Annotated in this window: 13 protein-coding genes and 1 pseudogene; 10 read left to right on the top strand and 4 right to left on the bottom strand. The window is 66.3% G+C overall.

The window, feature by feature from the left end:
• The first annotated feature begins 132 nt into the window (after window positions 1-132).
• The 9 genes from cydD (at window position 133) to Q0319_RS16655 (ending at window position 9,496) form a co-directional block, all read left to right on the top strand.
• Window positions 133-1,875 carry a thiol reductant ABC exporter subunit CydD gene (gene cydD / locus Q0319_RS16695; RefSeq protein ID WP_363322292.1) on the top strand — a complete coding sequence of 581 codons (1,743 nt, stop codon included), beginning with the start codon at window positions 133-135 and terminating at the stop codon, window positions 1,873-1,875.
• Window positions 1,872-3,632 carry a thiol reductant ABC exporter subunit CydC gene (gene cydC / locus Q0319_RS16690; protein WP_296469541.1) on the top strand — a complete coding sequence of 587 codons (1,761 nt, stop codon included), beginning with the start codon at window positions 1,872-1,874 and terminating at the stop codon, window positions 3,630-3,632. The genes cydD and cydC overlap by 4 nt, the downstream gene beginning before the upstream one ends.
• A 16-nt stretch (window positions 3,633-3,648) precedes the next feature.
• On the top strand, window positions 3,649-5,238 hold the full coding sequence (locus tag Q0319_RS16685; RefSeq protein ID WP_296469542.1) for a cytochrome ubiquinol oxidase subunit I: 1,590 nt from the start codon (window positions 3,649-3,651) through the stop codon (window positions 5,236-5,238).
• Window positions 5,239-5,241: 3 nt separating this feature from the next.
• The gene (cydB, locus tag Q0319_RS16680) at window positions 5,242-6,396 is read left to right on the top strand and encodes a cytochrome d ubiquinol oxidase subunit II (protein ID WP_296469543.1); all 1,155 of its coding nucleotides are present in this window, start codon (window positions 5,242-5,244) and stop codon (window positions 6,394-6,396) included.
• A gap of 18 nt (window positions 6,397-6,414) precedes the next feature.
• Entirely contained in the window at window positions 6,415-6,507 is a 93-nt protein-coding gene (gene cydX, locus Q0319_RS16675; RefSeq protein WP_296469544.1) for a cytochrome bd-I oxidase subunit CydX, read from the top strand.
• 15 nt (window positions 6,508-6,522) lie between these two features.
• A complete protein-coding gene (locus Q0319_RS16670) occupies window positions 6,523-7,128 on the top strand; it encodes a class I SAM-dependent methyltransferase (RefSeq protein WP_296469545.1) in 606 nt (201 codons plus the stop codon).
• Window positions 7,129-7,243: 115 nt separating this feature from the next.
• A complete protein-coding gene (locus tag Q0319_RS16665) occupies window positions 7,244-7,456 on the top strand; it encodes a hypothetical protein (protein WP_296469599.1) in 213 nt (70 codons plus the stop codon).
• An 85-nt stretch (window positions 7,457-7,541) separates the two neighbouring features.
• Complete coding sequence (locus Q0319_RS16660; RefSeq protein ID WP_296469618.1) at window positions 7,542-8,720, top strand: PepSY domain-containing protein; 1,179 nt, start codon at window positions 7,542-7,544, stop codon at window positions 8,718-8,720.
• Window positions 8,721-8,752: 32 nt separating this feature from the next.
• Window positions 8,753-9,496, top strand: a complete 744-nt coding sequence (locus Q0319_RS16655; RefSeq protein WP_299454555.1) for a GntR family transcriptional regulator — start codon at window positions 8,753-8,755, stop codon at window positions 9,494-9,496.
• 91 nt (window positions 9,497-9,587) lie between these two features.
• Here the strand turns inward: Q0319_RS16655 and Q0319_RS19380 are convergent.
• From Q0319_RS19380 to Q0319_RS16635, 4 genes and pseudogenes are all read right to left on the bottom strand, one after another.
• Window positions 9,588-9,761, bottom strand: a pseudogene (locus tag Q0319_RS19380) (hypothetical protein); the annotation flags it as partial.
• A 256-nt stretch (window positions 9,762-10,017) separates the two neighbouring features.
• The gene (locus Q0319_RS16645; protein WP_299454553.1) at window positions 10,018-10,632 is read right to left on the bottom strand and encodes an isochorismatase family protein; all 615 of its coding nucleotides are present in this window, start codon (window positions 10,630-10,632) and stop codon (window positions 10,018-10,020) included.
• On the bottom strand, window positions 10,629-11,534 hold the full coding sequence (locus Q0319_RS16640) for an isocitrate lyase/PEP mutase family protein (protein WP_299454550.1): 906 nt from the start codon (window positions 11,532-11,534) through the stop codon (window positions 10,629-10,631). The genes Q0319_RS16645 and Q0319_RS16640 overlap by 4 nt, the downstream gene beginning before the upstream one ends.
• Window positions 11,531-12,688, bottom strand: a complete 1,158-nt coding sequence (locus tag Q0319_RS16635) for an FAD-dependent monooxygenase (protein WP_299454547.1) — start codon at window positions 12,686-12,688, stop codon at window positions 11,531-11,533. Before Q0319_RS16635 ends, Q0319_RS16640 begins: the two co-directional genes overlap by 4 nt.
• On the opposite strand from Q0319_RS16635, the gene Q0319_RS16630 reads away from it, so the two are divergent.
• Entirely contained in the window at window positions 12,584-13,141 is a 558-nt protein-coding gene (locus Q0319_RS16630; RefSeq protein ID WP_299454544.1) for a tripartite tricarboxylate transporter substrate binding protein, read from the top strand. The genes Q0319_RS16635 and Q0319_RS16630 overlap by 105 nt on opposite strands.
• The last annotated feature ends 11 nt before the right edge of the window (window positions 13,142-13,152 follow it).

Raw genomic sequence — 13,152 nt, 5'->3', positions numbered from 1 at the left:
CCATGCCGGAGGGGTTTGCGCGCGCCCCGGCCCCCACGGACGCGTAGCTCCCCAGCCCCGACGCGAGCTCCGCTTCGCGCAATCCCTGGGCGCCGCACGCACTGCACTTGATCCAGATCATTGCCTCTTCGCATGAGCACTGTTAAGTTACCCTCGGTAACACACCTCATGCCAACGGATTACGTCCCTTCTCGCGCGGCGCGGCTCCGACCAACGTCAGGAGACTGGCTGCAATTAATTGGTTCGCTGTTATGGCTGGCCCAGGCCGGCGTATTGGCCGCCGCGGTACAACGCATGGCAGCGAACCCCGGTGACGCCAAGCCCGGCCTCGCCGCCGCAGGGGTGTTCCTGGCGTTGGCGCTGTGCCGGACAGGGCTGGAAACCTGGGGGCAGCGGCTGAGCTTCAAGGTGGCCCGCGATGCGGTCACTCGCCGCCGGGCCGACGCCATCGCTGCGCTGGCCTGCGGCTCACCGCTGGATAAACGGCGGCCGGCCGCCGGCGAGGCCGCCAGCGTGATCGCCGAGCAGGCCGACGCCGCGCTCCCCTATCTGGCCCGCTACCCAGCCGTGCAGCTCAAAGTGGCGGTCGTTCCCCTAGCCATCCTGGCCTGCGTCCTGCCGTTTTCGTGGGCAGCGGGGCTGGTCCTGCTCATCGCGGCGCCCCTTATCCCCCTCTTCATGGCGCTGGTAGGCTGGCGTGCGCAGCGCGCCAGCGAGGAACACCTGGCCGAAATGGGAACGCTCAACGCCTTCCTGCTCGATCGGCTACGCGGGCTGGCCACGCTCCGCGCGCTCGACGCCGTGGAAACCACGACACACCGCCTCGAAAGCGTTGCCCAAACGCTGCGAATCCGTACCATGGCGGTATTGCGCATCGCGTTTCTTTCCTCGGCAGTACTGGAGTTGTTCTCCGCGCTCGGGGTAGCCATGGTGGCCGTCTATGTAGGATTCCATCTCTTGGGGCAACTGCAATTCGGCGCCTGGAGCGGCAAGCTGACGTTGGGCGAGGGGCTGTTCGTCCTGCTTCTGGCCCCCAGTTTCTTCGAACCCTTGCGCGAGCTGTCGACGGTCTGGCACGACCGCGCGTCGGGACGTGCCGCACTCGACGCCTTGGACCGTCTCGCCGCGGCGCCGCTCAAGCTGGTGGGCGGCCCGGCCGCCCCTTCGACCGCCTTTAGCCCCCCGCTGCGCACCCCGCCTGGCGTCGAATTGGCCGGCGTGGGCTTCCACCATCCCGATGCCGGGCAGCCGCTGTTCGAAGCCTTGGATCTGCGGGTCATGCCGGGCGAACACGTGGCCATCCTGGGCCCGAGCGGCTCGGGCAAGTCCACGCTCCTGGCATTGATCGCCGGCCTGGTTCCGGTCCGGTCCGGCCGCATTGCCGTGGGCGGGACGGAGCTGGACGAAAGCACCGCCCCAGAGCTGCGCGCGCGCATCGCATGGATCGGGCAGCGCCCGCACGTTTTCGCGGCGACCGTGCGGTTCAACGTCAGCCTTGGGCGCCCTGAAATCCATGCGCGCGCGGTCGATGCCGCGCTCGGAGCCGCCCATCTCCGGGCATTGGCTGGCGCCGCGGCAGGACGCAGGCTCGGCGAAGGGGGCGCCGGCCTGTCGGGCGGAGAATCCCTGCGCCTAGCCATCGCACGGGCGGCGGCCGACCGGGCCCGGGACCTGTGGCTGGCCGACGAACCCACCGCCCACCTGGATGCAGCCACCGCGCGCGAAGTGACGCGGCGCCTGCTGGCCCAGGCCAAGGGCAAGACGCTCATCGTCGCCACCCACGACCCCGAACTGGCCGCCCGCATGGATCGAGTCATCCGCTTGCCCATGGCCTCGGGCGACGAGCTCGCCCTTCCCGAGGAGCGCTTGGCATGAGCGAACGCCGCATCGATTCCGCCTCGCTGCACACGGATGCACCCTGCGCTGCGGCGGCCGCCGGACGAGGCGACCGTGGCGCCGTGCTGGCCGTGCTGCGGCTGTTTTTCGTGCGACGGGGCCGCCTGCTTGCGGGAGGCGCGGCCTTGGCAACGCTGACCGTCCTGGCAGGCATGGCGTTGATGGGCCTGTCCGGCTGGTTCATCACCGCGACCGCGATTGCGGGACTGGCGACCGGCACCGCCCTCGCCTTCGACGTTTTCACGCCCGGTGCCGGCATCCGCCTGCTCGCGTTGGTTCGCACTGCGGCCCGCTATGGCGAACGCGTGGTCACCCATGACGCGGCCCTGGCAGTCGTGGCCGCGCTGCGTCCGCGCCTGTTCGCCGGCTGGGCGCGTCCCGATGCCGCCCGCGAACTGCTGGCACGCCCGGCACGCCTGCTGTTCCGGCTGACCGCCGATGCCGACGCCCTGGACGGCCTTTATCTGCGGGTGCTGGTGCCAGCCTGCGCGGCCGGCGCCACCATCGCGGTCATGGGCATCGCGCTCGGGGTCGTCAGCCTGCCGCTGGGGCTGGGCATCGCGGCCTGGATGCTCGCGGCCAATGCCGCCGTGATAGCGAGGACGGTGCGGCGCAGCCGCAACGCGTCCCACGATCGGGTACACGCCCTGGAGGCCCTGCGCGCCGACGCCATCGATCTGGTCTCGGGCCAGGCCGAACTGTTGATGGCCGGACGCCTGGATGCGCAATGCGACCGCCTGGCCCGTACGCAGGCGCGCCTTGCCCGGGCGGACGACACGCTCCACCGCGTCGATGCGCAAGCGAGTTTCCTCCAATCGTTCGCGTCGGGCGTGGCCATGGCCGCCACGCTGGCCGGATGTGCGCTGCTCGTTGCGGACGGCGCCATCGGCGCCCCGGTGGCGGCGCTGGCGTTGCTGCTCGTGCTGGCCAGTGCCGAACCGATGGCCCCGCTGCGCCGGGGCGCACTGGAGTGGGCCCGCATCATGATCGCCGTGCGCAGGCTGGCGCCACAGCTCGAGGCACAGGGCGGGCCGAAGGGCCCCGCGCGCGCCGGCGGGGACGTCAAGCTCGAGTCCGTCTCCTTGCTGCATGCCGCTTCGGGCCGCTCCGGCCGATACGTGCTGGACGGGGTTTCGCTCACCGTGCGGGCCGGCGAACGGGTTGCCGTCGTCGGCCCCAGCGGCGCCGGCAAGTCTACGCTGCTCGCGCTCATCGCCCGGGAGCTCGAGCCGACGTCGGGCTTGGTCGACGCACCGGCAGCGTGCCTGTTCACCCAGCGCACCGAGCTTTTCCGCGACAGCGTGCGCGACAACTTGCTCCTTGCGCGGCCGGACGCCGACGACGACACGCTGTGGGCGGCACTGCGCGCAGCGGGGCTGGCGCAAACCATCGCTTCGCTGCCCATGGGGCTCGATACGCGCCTGGGCGATGGCGGCCTCGGGCTGTCCGGCGGCCAGGCGAGGCGCCTGGCACTGGCGCGGCTGCTCCTGCGCCCCACGCGGCTCTGGCTGCTCGACGAGCCGACCGAAGGCCTGGACCCGGCTACGGCCCGCGACGTCCTCGCGCGATTGAACGAACAAGCCGGCGATCGCACGCTGATCATCGCCACCCATACCCGGCGGGAGGCCACCCTGGCCGACCGCCTCATCGTTCTGAAAGGTGCCACCGTGGCCGGCGACGTACCGCGCGGCACGGCCGCCTTCGAGAACACGCTCCATACCCTGCGCACGGACTGAGGAGGAATCGGCCGCCATGGATCTCGACATTGTTTCTTTATCGCGCTTGCAGTTCGCACTGACGGCGCTCTACCACTTTCTCTTCGTCCCGCTCACCCTAGGACTGTCCGTCCTCATCGCCATCATGGAGACGGTGTACGTGATGACCGGACGCAAGATCTGGCGCCAGATGACCAAGTTCTGGGGCACGCTGTTCGGCATCAACTTCGTCCTCGGCGTCGCCACGGGGCTGGTCATGGAATTCCAGTTCGGGATGAATTGGAGCTACTACAGCCACTACGTCGGCGACATCTTCGGGGCACCGCTCGCCGTAGAAGGCCTGATGGCTTTCTTCCTCGAGGCCACCTTCGTCGGCCTGTTCTTCTTCGGATGGAATAAGCTCTCGCGCGTCGGGCACCTGGTGGCGACCTGGTGCGTGGCGCTCGGATCGAACTTCTCGGCGCTGTGGATCCTCATCGCCAACGGCTGGATGCAGAACCCGGTAGGCTCTGCATTCAATCCCCAAACCATGCGGATGGAGATCACCGACTTCTTCGCAGTGATCACCAACCCCGTGGCTCAGGCCAAGTTCGTCCACACCGTCTCCGCAGGCTACGTCACGGCCTCGGTGTTCGTGCTCGGCGTGTCCGCCTGGTACTTGCTCAAGGGCCGCCACCTCGACGTCGCCAAGCGCTCTATGACCGTTGCCGCCTCGTTCGGGCTCGCGTCGGCGCTGTCGGTCGTGGTGCTGGGGGACGAAAGCGGCTATCTGTCGACCGAACACCAGAAAATGAAGCTGGCCGCAATCGAAGCCATGTGGGAAACCGAGCCCGCACCGGCCCCCTTCACGGTGATCGGCATCCCCGACCAGCAAGCGCGCGAGACACACTACGCGGTCCGCATACCTGCAGTCATGGGGTTGATCGGCACACGCTCGCTCACGACCGAGATTCCGGGCATCAATACCTTGGTCGAACACGCCAAGGACCGCATCCGCAGTGGCATCGTGGCATTCGACGCCTTGCAACGCATCCGTGCGGCCGGCAGCACTGCGGCCGCTGCCGAGGCCGACCGCGCCGCCTTCGAAGAACACGGAAGCAATCTCGGATACGCATTGCTGCTCAAGCGCTACGTGGACGATCCCCGCCAGGCCACGCCCCAGCAAATCGACCAAGCGGCCGAAGACACCGTGCCCATGGTGCTGCCGCTGTTCTGGGCGTTCCGCATCATGGTGGCGCTCGGCTTCTTCTTCATCGTGCTGATGGCCACCTTCTTCGTGCTGTCGGCACGGCGCAGGCTGGACGCCCACCGGTGGCTGCTCAAGCTCGCGGTATATGCCATCCCGCTGCCGTGGATTGCGGCGGAACTGGGCTGGTTCGTCGCAGAGTTCGGCCGCCAGCCCTGGATCATCGAAGGCGTGCTGCCCACCGCGGCGGCGGTCTCCGATCTCGGCGCCGGCACGGTGTTGGCCACCATCCTCGGCTTCACCGCTCTCTACACGGTCCTGTTCATCATCGAAATGGGCCTCATGCTGCGTGCGATCCGCAAGGGCGTCGAGCCCGACCTAGATCCCGAGGTCAGCCTGATCGCGCCACGTGTCTCTCAACGTCTCACCGCCCAGGAGTAAGCCATGATCCTGCACACCCTCATCGACTACGACGTACTGCGGATGATCTGGTGGGCGCTGCTGGCCATCCTGCTGATCGCGTTCGCGCTGACCGACGGCTTCGACTTGGGAGCTGCCATGCTATTGCCGTTCGTCGGCCGGACCGACGCCGAGCGGCGCGTGGTGATCAATACCGTCGGCCCCGTCTGGGAGGGCAACCAGGTGTGGCTGATCCTCGGCGGGGGCGCCATTTTCGCCGCGTGGCCGCCACTCTACGCGGTATCGTTCTCGGGTTTCTACTTGGCGATGTTCGCCATACTGTTCGCGCTGATACTCCGCCCCGTGGGCTTCAAGTACCGGAGCAAGCGCGAAAGCGCCCGCTGGCGCACGGGTTGGGACTGGGCGCTATTCGTCGGCGGCCTCGTGCCTTCGCTGATCTTCGGGGTGGCGGTCGGCAACGTACTGCTGGGCGTGCCCTTCCGGCTGGATGAGGATCTGCGCATCTTCTACGAAGGCGGGTTCTTCGGGCTGCTGTCTCCGTTCGCGCTGCTCTGCGGCCTGGTCTCGGTATCCATGCTGTGCATGCACGGCGCCGCATGGCTCGTCCTCAAGAGCCGCGGTCCCGTTGCGGAGCGCTCCCGCACGTATGGCAGCGCCGCGGCGCTCGCCACCCTGGTCCTGTTCGCGTTGGGCGGGCTCCTGCTGTGGCAGGGCGTAGACGGCTATCGCATCACCAGCGCCATCGACCCGGCAGGCCCATCCAACCCCTTGCGCAAGACCGCCGAAATCGCGGCCGGTGCCTGGTTCGACAACTATCGGAGCCATCCCTGGCTGGCGGCAGCGCCCGCCGCCGGGCTGGCCGGCGCCGCCCTCACCTGGATTTTCCTGCGGTGGCGCAAAGAAGGCACGGCCCTCTTGACGAGCTCGCTCTCCATTCTGGGGATCATCGTCACCGTGGGCGTCACCATCTTCCCATTCCTGCTGCCCTCGTCGATCGACCCGCGCGCCAGCCTCACCGTCTGGGATGCCTCGTCCAGCCACCAGACCCTGTTCATCATGCTGGTTGCGGCCGTCATCTTCGTCCCGCTGGTCGTCGCCTACACATTGTGGGTCTACCGGGTGCTGTGGGGCAAAGTGGACGAAGCCTCCATCAACGAACCCGGCAACCACGCCTACTGAAACCTGGGAGGAATGAGCATGTGGTACTTTTCCTGGATATTGGGGCTGGGCCTGGCCGCAGCCTTCGCCGTCCTGAACGCGATGTGGTATGAGTTGATGGAGGAGGAGTAACCGAGGAATGGCGGCATGAAGACCTGGGACGAACGGTACTCACGACCCGGATATAAGTACGGCACTGAGCCCAACCGTTTCCTGGCGGAACAGGAGCCTCGCCTGCCGGCGGGCAGCCGCGTGCTCCTGCCGGGCGACGGCGAGGGCCGCAACAGCGTCTGGCTGGCGCAGCGGGGCCACCAGGTGCTCGCGGTGGATAGTTCCCAGGTCGGCCTGGACAAGGCTCTGGCGCTGGCCTCCCTGCGCGGCATCACCATCACCACCTTGCATGCCGATCTCGCCGATTGGTCGCCACCGGCGGCGACCTGCTCCGGCGTGGCCCTGATTTTCGTGCACCTTCCCTCGGCCGTCCGCCCCGGGATCCACCGCCGGCTCGCCCGCGCGCTCGCCCCCGGGGGCTGGCTGATCCTTGAGTGCTTTCATCCCCGCCAACTCGACTATCCGAGCGGCGGACCGCGCGAGGTCGACATGCTGTCCGACCTCGCCGCCATACGCTCCGATTTCTCCCCGCTGCTCGAGGAAGTCGTGGCATGGGAAGGCGAAGTGGTCCTGAACGAAGGCGAAGGCCATAAGGGGCCGGCATTCGTGACCCGCTACGTAGGGCGCATGCCGGCCCCCTGAATCGGCCGCGTTCCCGATGCGATTTGCCCACCTGCGAACAATCGCACCCCCTAGGTATTTATTTTTTAAATAAAAATCATTACTATTTGCCTTTCTATTTTTTATGGGCAAATTGATGATGCCTTCGCCGATGATGCGCATCTGGAAGTGGCCCCTCATCCTGGGCGGCCTCACGGCGACCGGTTTGGTCAGCGCGCTCGTCTCCGACAGCTGGGGCGACGTTTGGTCCTGGATAGGCTTGGGCATCCCCGTCCTGGCCATGACTTGGCTCAGCCTGCGTCGTCCGCCCGAGCGATCGCGACGTTCTCCGGCGAGAACCCGCCCATGACCCCCGCCAATCCCGGGGCCGCCGCGGCCGTCGTCCCCGTTCGCCTCTGCCCTGGCCCTTCCGGCCGCCTAGCATGACCGATCCCATGTCCAACGCCCGCTCCCTCAAGACCTGGTCCTGGCTGCACAAGTGGAGCAGCCTGGCCTGCACCGCCTTCATGCTGTTGCTGTGCTTGACCGGATTGCCGCTGATCTTCCATCACGAACTCGGTCACTTGCTCGGAACCGAAGTCGAGGCCCCCGCAGGTGCCGACGATAGCGTCCGGGTGAGCCTGGACAGCGTGCTCACGACCGCGCATGCCCTTCATCGAAACCGCGTGATCCAGTACGTATCCCAGGACGAGGAAGACGATCGCATTTGGTTTGTCACGCTGACGCCTACGCCCGATCCCACCGACGACTTCCGCTCCGTGGCGGTCGACGCGCGAACTGGGGAGGTGCTGGCCGAGCCCCGTTTCGACCGCGGTTTCATGTACGTCATGCTCAAGCTTCACGTCGATTTGTTCGCCGGCCTCGCGGGCAAACTGTTCCTCGGCTTCATGGGCCTGCTTCTGCTCGTTGCCCTCGTGACCGGCGCGGTGCTTTACGGACCGTTCACCAAGAAGCTCGAATTCGGTGACGTCCGGCGACACCGTACGCCCCGCGTGAAATGGCTGGACCTGCACAATCTTCTCGGCGTCGTGACGCTGGTGTGGGTTTTCGTCGTGGGAGCAACCGGCGTGATCAACACCTGGGCCGACCTGTTGATCAAGTACTGGCAGTACGACCAACTCAGCGCGGTGCTGGCGCCGTACCAGGGACAACCGATCACCCCGCCCGCCGAGCGGGCGTCGGTGCAACGCGCGATGGAAGTGGCAATGACGGCGGCGCCCGGGACGCGCCTGTCGTTCATCGCTTTTCCCGGCACGGCCTTCTCCAGCCCGCACCACTACACATTTTTCCTGGCGGGCAACGCCCCCCTCACGTCCAAGCTGCTACAGCCGGTCCTGGTCGACGCCCAAACCGCCGAGATCACCGCGATGCCTAGGCTGCCTTGGTATTTGGCGGCGCTGCTGCTCTCCCAGCCGCTGCACTTCGGCGACTACGGCGGCATGCCGATGAAAATCCTGTGGGCACTGCTCGATCTGGCCACCATCATCGTGCTCGGAAGCGGCCTTTATCTTTGGTTCAAGCGCAGGCAGCCCGCGTCCGTCCGTGCCGGTGCGCATGCCCACGCCGTGCCGGCGGGGCAAGGCGACGCGCGAAACGGCGGTGATCCGCTATAGTAGCTGCACCCTTCCCTTGCTGCTGTAGATGCATGTCACGCCCAGCAAAGTCCAACAACGCCGCGCCGGCAATTTCGCCCGACATTTTTTCGTTCTCCGACCTATCTTCGCGTCCCGCGTCCGTACAGCAGGCGTACGCGTATGTGCGCCAAGGCATCATTACCGGACGCTTTCCGGAAGGGTCCCGCATCACCGAGAAAGAGGTGGCCGAGGCGCTGGGGCTGTCGCGCACACCGGTGCGCGATGGCATTCGGCTGCTGGTCTCCGACGGCTTTCTCGTCCTGCGTCCGAATGCAGGCGCGACCGTGCGGGTCTGGTCGGACCCCGAAGTGCGCGAAATCTATGCCGCGCGCATTCTGGTGGAATCGGAGCTGGCCGCCCTGGCGGCCGAACGCATGGACGCCCGCACGCTGGAAGAGCTGCGGCAAGTCGAAGATGAAATGGAGTCTCGCGGACCGGACGTCAGCGACGCCAACCTGGAACGCATCAGCACACTGAACCGGCGTTTTCACGCGCTCATCTATGAGGCGGCCGGCAACGCCCGCCTGCTCGCGATGCGCGCCAAGGCCGTCGAGCTCAAGGTGATCCTGGGCACGCGGCGCAGTTACGACCGGGACCGCCTGGCGCGCACGTTCCAACACCACCGTGAGCTGATCGATGCGTCTCGGCGGCCGCTGCCATCCGGACCATCGAGAGATTGGTGCCCACCTGCACGATGGCCTCGACATCGTCTCCGTCGAGTTCGCGGATCGCCGCACGGCACATTTCATCGGTAGTGTGCGCGATTTGGACCGGGCTCGGACGGCGCAGGCAAACGTCGCGCACGACCGTGAAGCCGCAGTCTTCGAAAAAGCGGCGAACTTCGGCGTTTGCGACCGGGAAATACGGCGACAGGAACGCGATGCGCTTGACCCCATAGGCATTCAGGGCCGCTTCCAGCGCAAACGACCCGCAGGTCACGCCCACGCCTGCGCAGTCATGGATCTCCTTCAAGTATTGTTCCGCGCCCTTGCGGCCATTCCAGAACGTGACCGCCGACATCCCCATCACCAAATACTGGATCTCGCAACTCTTGAGCACTTCCGCAGCGTGCTTGGTATTGGACGAGATCGCTTCGATCATGCGCATGAAATCTGCGTCATCGTTCACCTTCATGTCGGGGATCTCGATCCGGCTGTAATGGTTGGTGACGCCGACGGGACGCATGTCGTCGAAATCCGGCTGGACAATCGTATTCGTCGAAGGCCCCAAGACCCCGAATTTCATCCGGTAACCCAAATGATCCATGTTGGACTCCTCAAGAAATGACGGACAGCAGCGCGTCGCGGGACATGACGTCCGCATACTTCTGCTGCAGGTCGAACAAACTGGCTTGGTGAGGGCCTGGCGCCCGGTCTCCGACGCAATCCTCCACCACCACGGTCATGAAATCGTGCTGCATGGCATCGATGGCCGTTGCTCGCACGCAGCCGCTGGTCGTGCACCCTACGACCACGACGGTATCGACGCCGCGCGCCCGCAACCAATCTGCGAGACTCGTGGCGAAAAAGGCGGACGCGCCTTGCTTGCGGATGACGCGTTCCCCCGGCTCGGGCGCGAGCAGGGGAAGAATCTGCGAACATTCCGCACTCTCGGTGAATCGGGTCAAGGCGGGAGCCTTGCGGCAGAACACATTGTGGTCGCTGCCGTCTTCGGCGAACACCACGCGGCTGTGCGCCACGGGCAGGTTGCGCGCACGGAACGCCTGCAGCAGCGCGAGCGTACGCCCGGCCGCCTCGGCCACGTGCTGGCCGCCAAGCAAGGCGGGGTCGACGAAGCCGTTTACGAAATCAACCAACACCAAGCCGCAGCGCTTTCCTATGCCCGAGGGCTGGCCCAGCCCTTGCCTTTGGTAGACCTCGACATCGCTCATGCTTGGCTTCCTTGGTCCAGATCGCGATAACGGGCGTCAAAGCGTTCCACCCAGTCGAACCCGATCAGCTGCGAGAATTCGGCGAACGGATACGAGGGCCCGTCGGGAATGCGGCCCGCGCCCAGCGCGCCATACGCGTCGGCGCATGCCTGGGCGGCGGCCAACAATGCGGCCGTAGGGTAGATGACGAGCTTGGCGCCAAGCTCGTACAACGCCTGTGGCGTCATCACTGGCAGGCGCGCCCCGGGGCCCATGTTGATCATGACGGGAACATCCACGGTGGCGGCGCATTGGCGAATCTCGTCGGTCGACTCCGGGCCTTCGACGAAAACGACGTCCGCCCCCGCCCGGGCATACCGGTCGATGCGGCGCAACGTCTCATCCATGCCGAGGTCGGTGCGCGCATCAGTGCGCGCGATGATGACGGTACCGGCGTCTTCGCGGGTATCCAGCGCGACTTTGATGCGCGCCTCCATCTCGGCGGCCGGAACCACCTTGCGACCGCGCATGTGCCCGCAGCGCTTGGGGTAAACCTGGTCCTCGAGCTGGATCGCCGCCGCGCCCGCCCGCTCGTAATTCCGAACGGTGTGCATGACGTTGATCAAGCCGCCGTAGCCGGTATCGGCGTCGCAGATCAATGCGGACTCGCTCACGAGCGCCATCTGGCGCACCCTGTCCAGCATGTCGGTGCCATTGGCCAGCCCGGCGTCGGGCAAGCCGAGCGCCGAGGCCACCACCCCGTATCCGCTCATGAACAAGGTCTCGAACCCGGCTCGCTCTGCCAGCCGGAGCGAAATCAGGTCGTAGACGCCCGGGGCGACGGTGGGCCCGGATGCCGCGAGCGACGCACGCAACCTCTGCCGCCGCGCCGAGGGCGGACGGGTTGCATAGCCGTTGTTCATGCGATGCTCCTCGCCCGCTCCAGCGCGTCGAACATGGAGGTCTTGCGGATGTACGCCATGGAAGCCTGCGGATCCGCCGCGGTGGCGCGCAATTCGGCATGAATGCGGTCCCGGACCGCTTCGTCGCGCTCTTCGATGAGCTGCTTGTTGCGCGCCGTATTGGCGTTGATGTATTCGATCGCGACGGTGCGGCGCTGGCGCTCGTACTGGTCAAGCAGGCTGTCCGGCGCGCGGCCCTCGATGACGTCGATGAGCTTGGCGGTCAGGTTGAACGCGTCATGCACCCCGCCATTCATTCCCATGCCGCCCAGGGGATTGTTGATGTGCGCGGCGTCTCCTGCCAGCATCACGCGCCCGAGGCGGAAACGGCTCGCCACGCGCTGGTGCACCTTGTACAGCGTGCGATGGACGACCTCATAGCGCTCGGGACGCGGCAGCAGGCCCTGCAATCGAGCCTCGATGAACTCATCCGACAGCACGCGCTCGTCCGACTCTTGTTCGGCCGTGGGAAACAGCACCCGCCACAGGGACGGTACCTTGAGCATCACGCACCATTCCTCGGGATCGGAGATGTAGTTGACCCAAGACAGGTTTTCGAATTGATCCTCGAATGGGAACTCGGTGGAAACGACCAGGAAACGCTCGGGATAGGTGTAACCCTCGAACTCGATGCCCAGGCTGCGGCGCACCGTACTCCATGCGCCATCCGCACCGATCAGGTAGTCGCCGCGCACCTCCTCCAGGCCATCGAGCGTGCGGACCTTGAGCGTGACGCCAGTGTCGTCTTGTCCTGCCGCTTCGACGGCGCAACCGAAACGGACCTTGGCATGGGGGTATTGCTCCAGCTTCTTGACCAACTCGAGATTGAGCTTCCATTGCTCGCACTGCAGGCGGAACGGATAGGCCGTGCTGCCCTCCAGCCGCGCCAAGTCGAACTCGGCGATCAGGCCCTTGCGCCGGTCTCGCTGCTGCGTGAAGCGGGCCTTGAGCCCCGACTCCACGAGCACGTCGGAAATGCCGTAGGGGGCGAGCATGTCCAGCGTCGGCGGATGGAAGGTCGAGGCCCGCAGATCTTCCATGACGGTGGCATTGCGCTCGAACACCTCGACGTCGATGCCCGCGTCGGCCAGCACCATTGCGCTGACCAGGCCCACCGGCCCCGCACCGGCGCCAACTTCACCCACGCCCCGTATCGCGGCAACGCCCAGGCCATGACCGACCTGCTCGGCGGCACCCTTCAAATGGGCTTCATCAACACGCCGGTGGCGGCCCCGTTCCTGAAAGACGGCCGGCTGCGCGCGCTGGCGGTCACTTCGAACGTCCGCTCGCCGCTGCTACCCGAGGTCCCCACGGTGGCCGAGGCGCTGAACCTGCCCGATTTCGATTTCAATGGATGGTTTGGACTCTTCGCCCCCAAAGGCACGCCCGCACCGGTGATCGCCAAGCTGTCCGACGCGGTGGGCAAAGCGCTGGCCGACGCGAAGGTGAGGAAAATCTTCATCGACGCAGGCGCCATGCCCATGGAGCTGGGAGCTGCCGACTTCGCCAAGTTCGTGGCCGAAGAACGTGGCCGCATCGACCCGCTGCTGGAAAAACGGAAGAAGTAAGGAGAAGGGGT

The sequence above is a fragment of the uncultured Pigmentiphaga sp. genome (assembly GCF_937950555.1).
Taxonomy (GTDB): domain Bacteria; phylum Pseudomonadota; class Gammaproteobacteria; order Burkholderiales; family Burkholderiaceae_B; genus Pigmentiphaga.
The sequence above is the reverse complement of the archived record's forward strand: the minus strand, read 5'-3'. Positions and strand labels throughout refer to the sequence as shown.

What these genes read in the sequence shown, in the direction of transcription:
- cydC (WP_296469541.1), top strand. Translation starts at nt 1,872, where the DNA reads ATGAGCGAACGCCGCATCGATTCCGCCTCGCTGCACACGGATGCACCC.
- Q0319_RS16640 (WP_299454550.1), bottom strand. Translation starts at nt 11,534, where the DNA reads ATGAACAACGGCTATGCAACCCGTCCGCCCTCGGCGCGGCGGCAGAGG.
- Q0319_RS16645 (WP_299454553.1), bottom strand. Translation starts at nt 10,632, where the DNA reads ATGAGCGATGTCGAGGTCTACCAAAGGCAAGGGCTGGGCCAGCCCTCG.
- cydB (WP_296469543.1), top strand. Translation starts at nt 5,242, where the DNA reads ATGATCCTGCACACCCTCATCGACTACGACGTACTGCGGATGATCTGG.
- Q0319_RS16685 (WP_296469542.1), top strand. Translation starts at nt 3,649, where the DNA reads ATGGATCTCGACATTGTTTCTTTATCGCGCTTGCAGTTCGCACTGACG.
- cydX (WP_296469544.1), top strand. Translation starts at nt 6,415, where the DNA reads ATGTGGTACTTTTCCTGGATATTGGGGCTGGGCCTGGCCGCAGCCTTC.
- Q0319_RS16660 (WP_296469618.1), top strand. Translation starts at nt 7,542, where the DNA reads ATGTCCAACGCCCGCTCCCTCAAGACCTGGTCCTGGCTGCACAAGTGG.
- cydD (WP_363322292.1), top strand. Translation starts at nt 133, where the DNA reads ATGAGCACTGTTAAGTTACCCTCGGTAACACACCTCATGCCAACGGAT.
- Q0319_RS16630 (WP_299454544.1), top strand. Translation starts at nt 12,584, where the DNA reads ATGGAAGGTCGAGGCCCGCAGATCTTCCATGACGGTGGCATTGCGCTC.
- Q0319_RS16665 (WP_296469599.1), top strand. Translation starts at nt 7,244, where the DNA reads ATGATGCCTTCGCCGATGATGCGCATCTGGAAGTGGCCCCTCATCCTG.
- Q0319_RS16655 (WP_299454555.1), top strand. Translation starts at nt 8,753, where the DNA reads ATGTCACGCCCAGCAAAGTCCAACAACGCCGCGCCGGCAATTTCGCCC.
- Q0319_RS16670 (WP_296469545.1), top strand. Translation starts at nt 6,523, where the DNA reads ATGAAGACCTGGGACGAACGGTACTCACGACCCGGATATAAGTACGGC.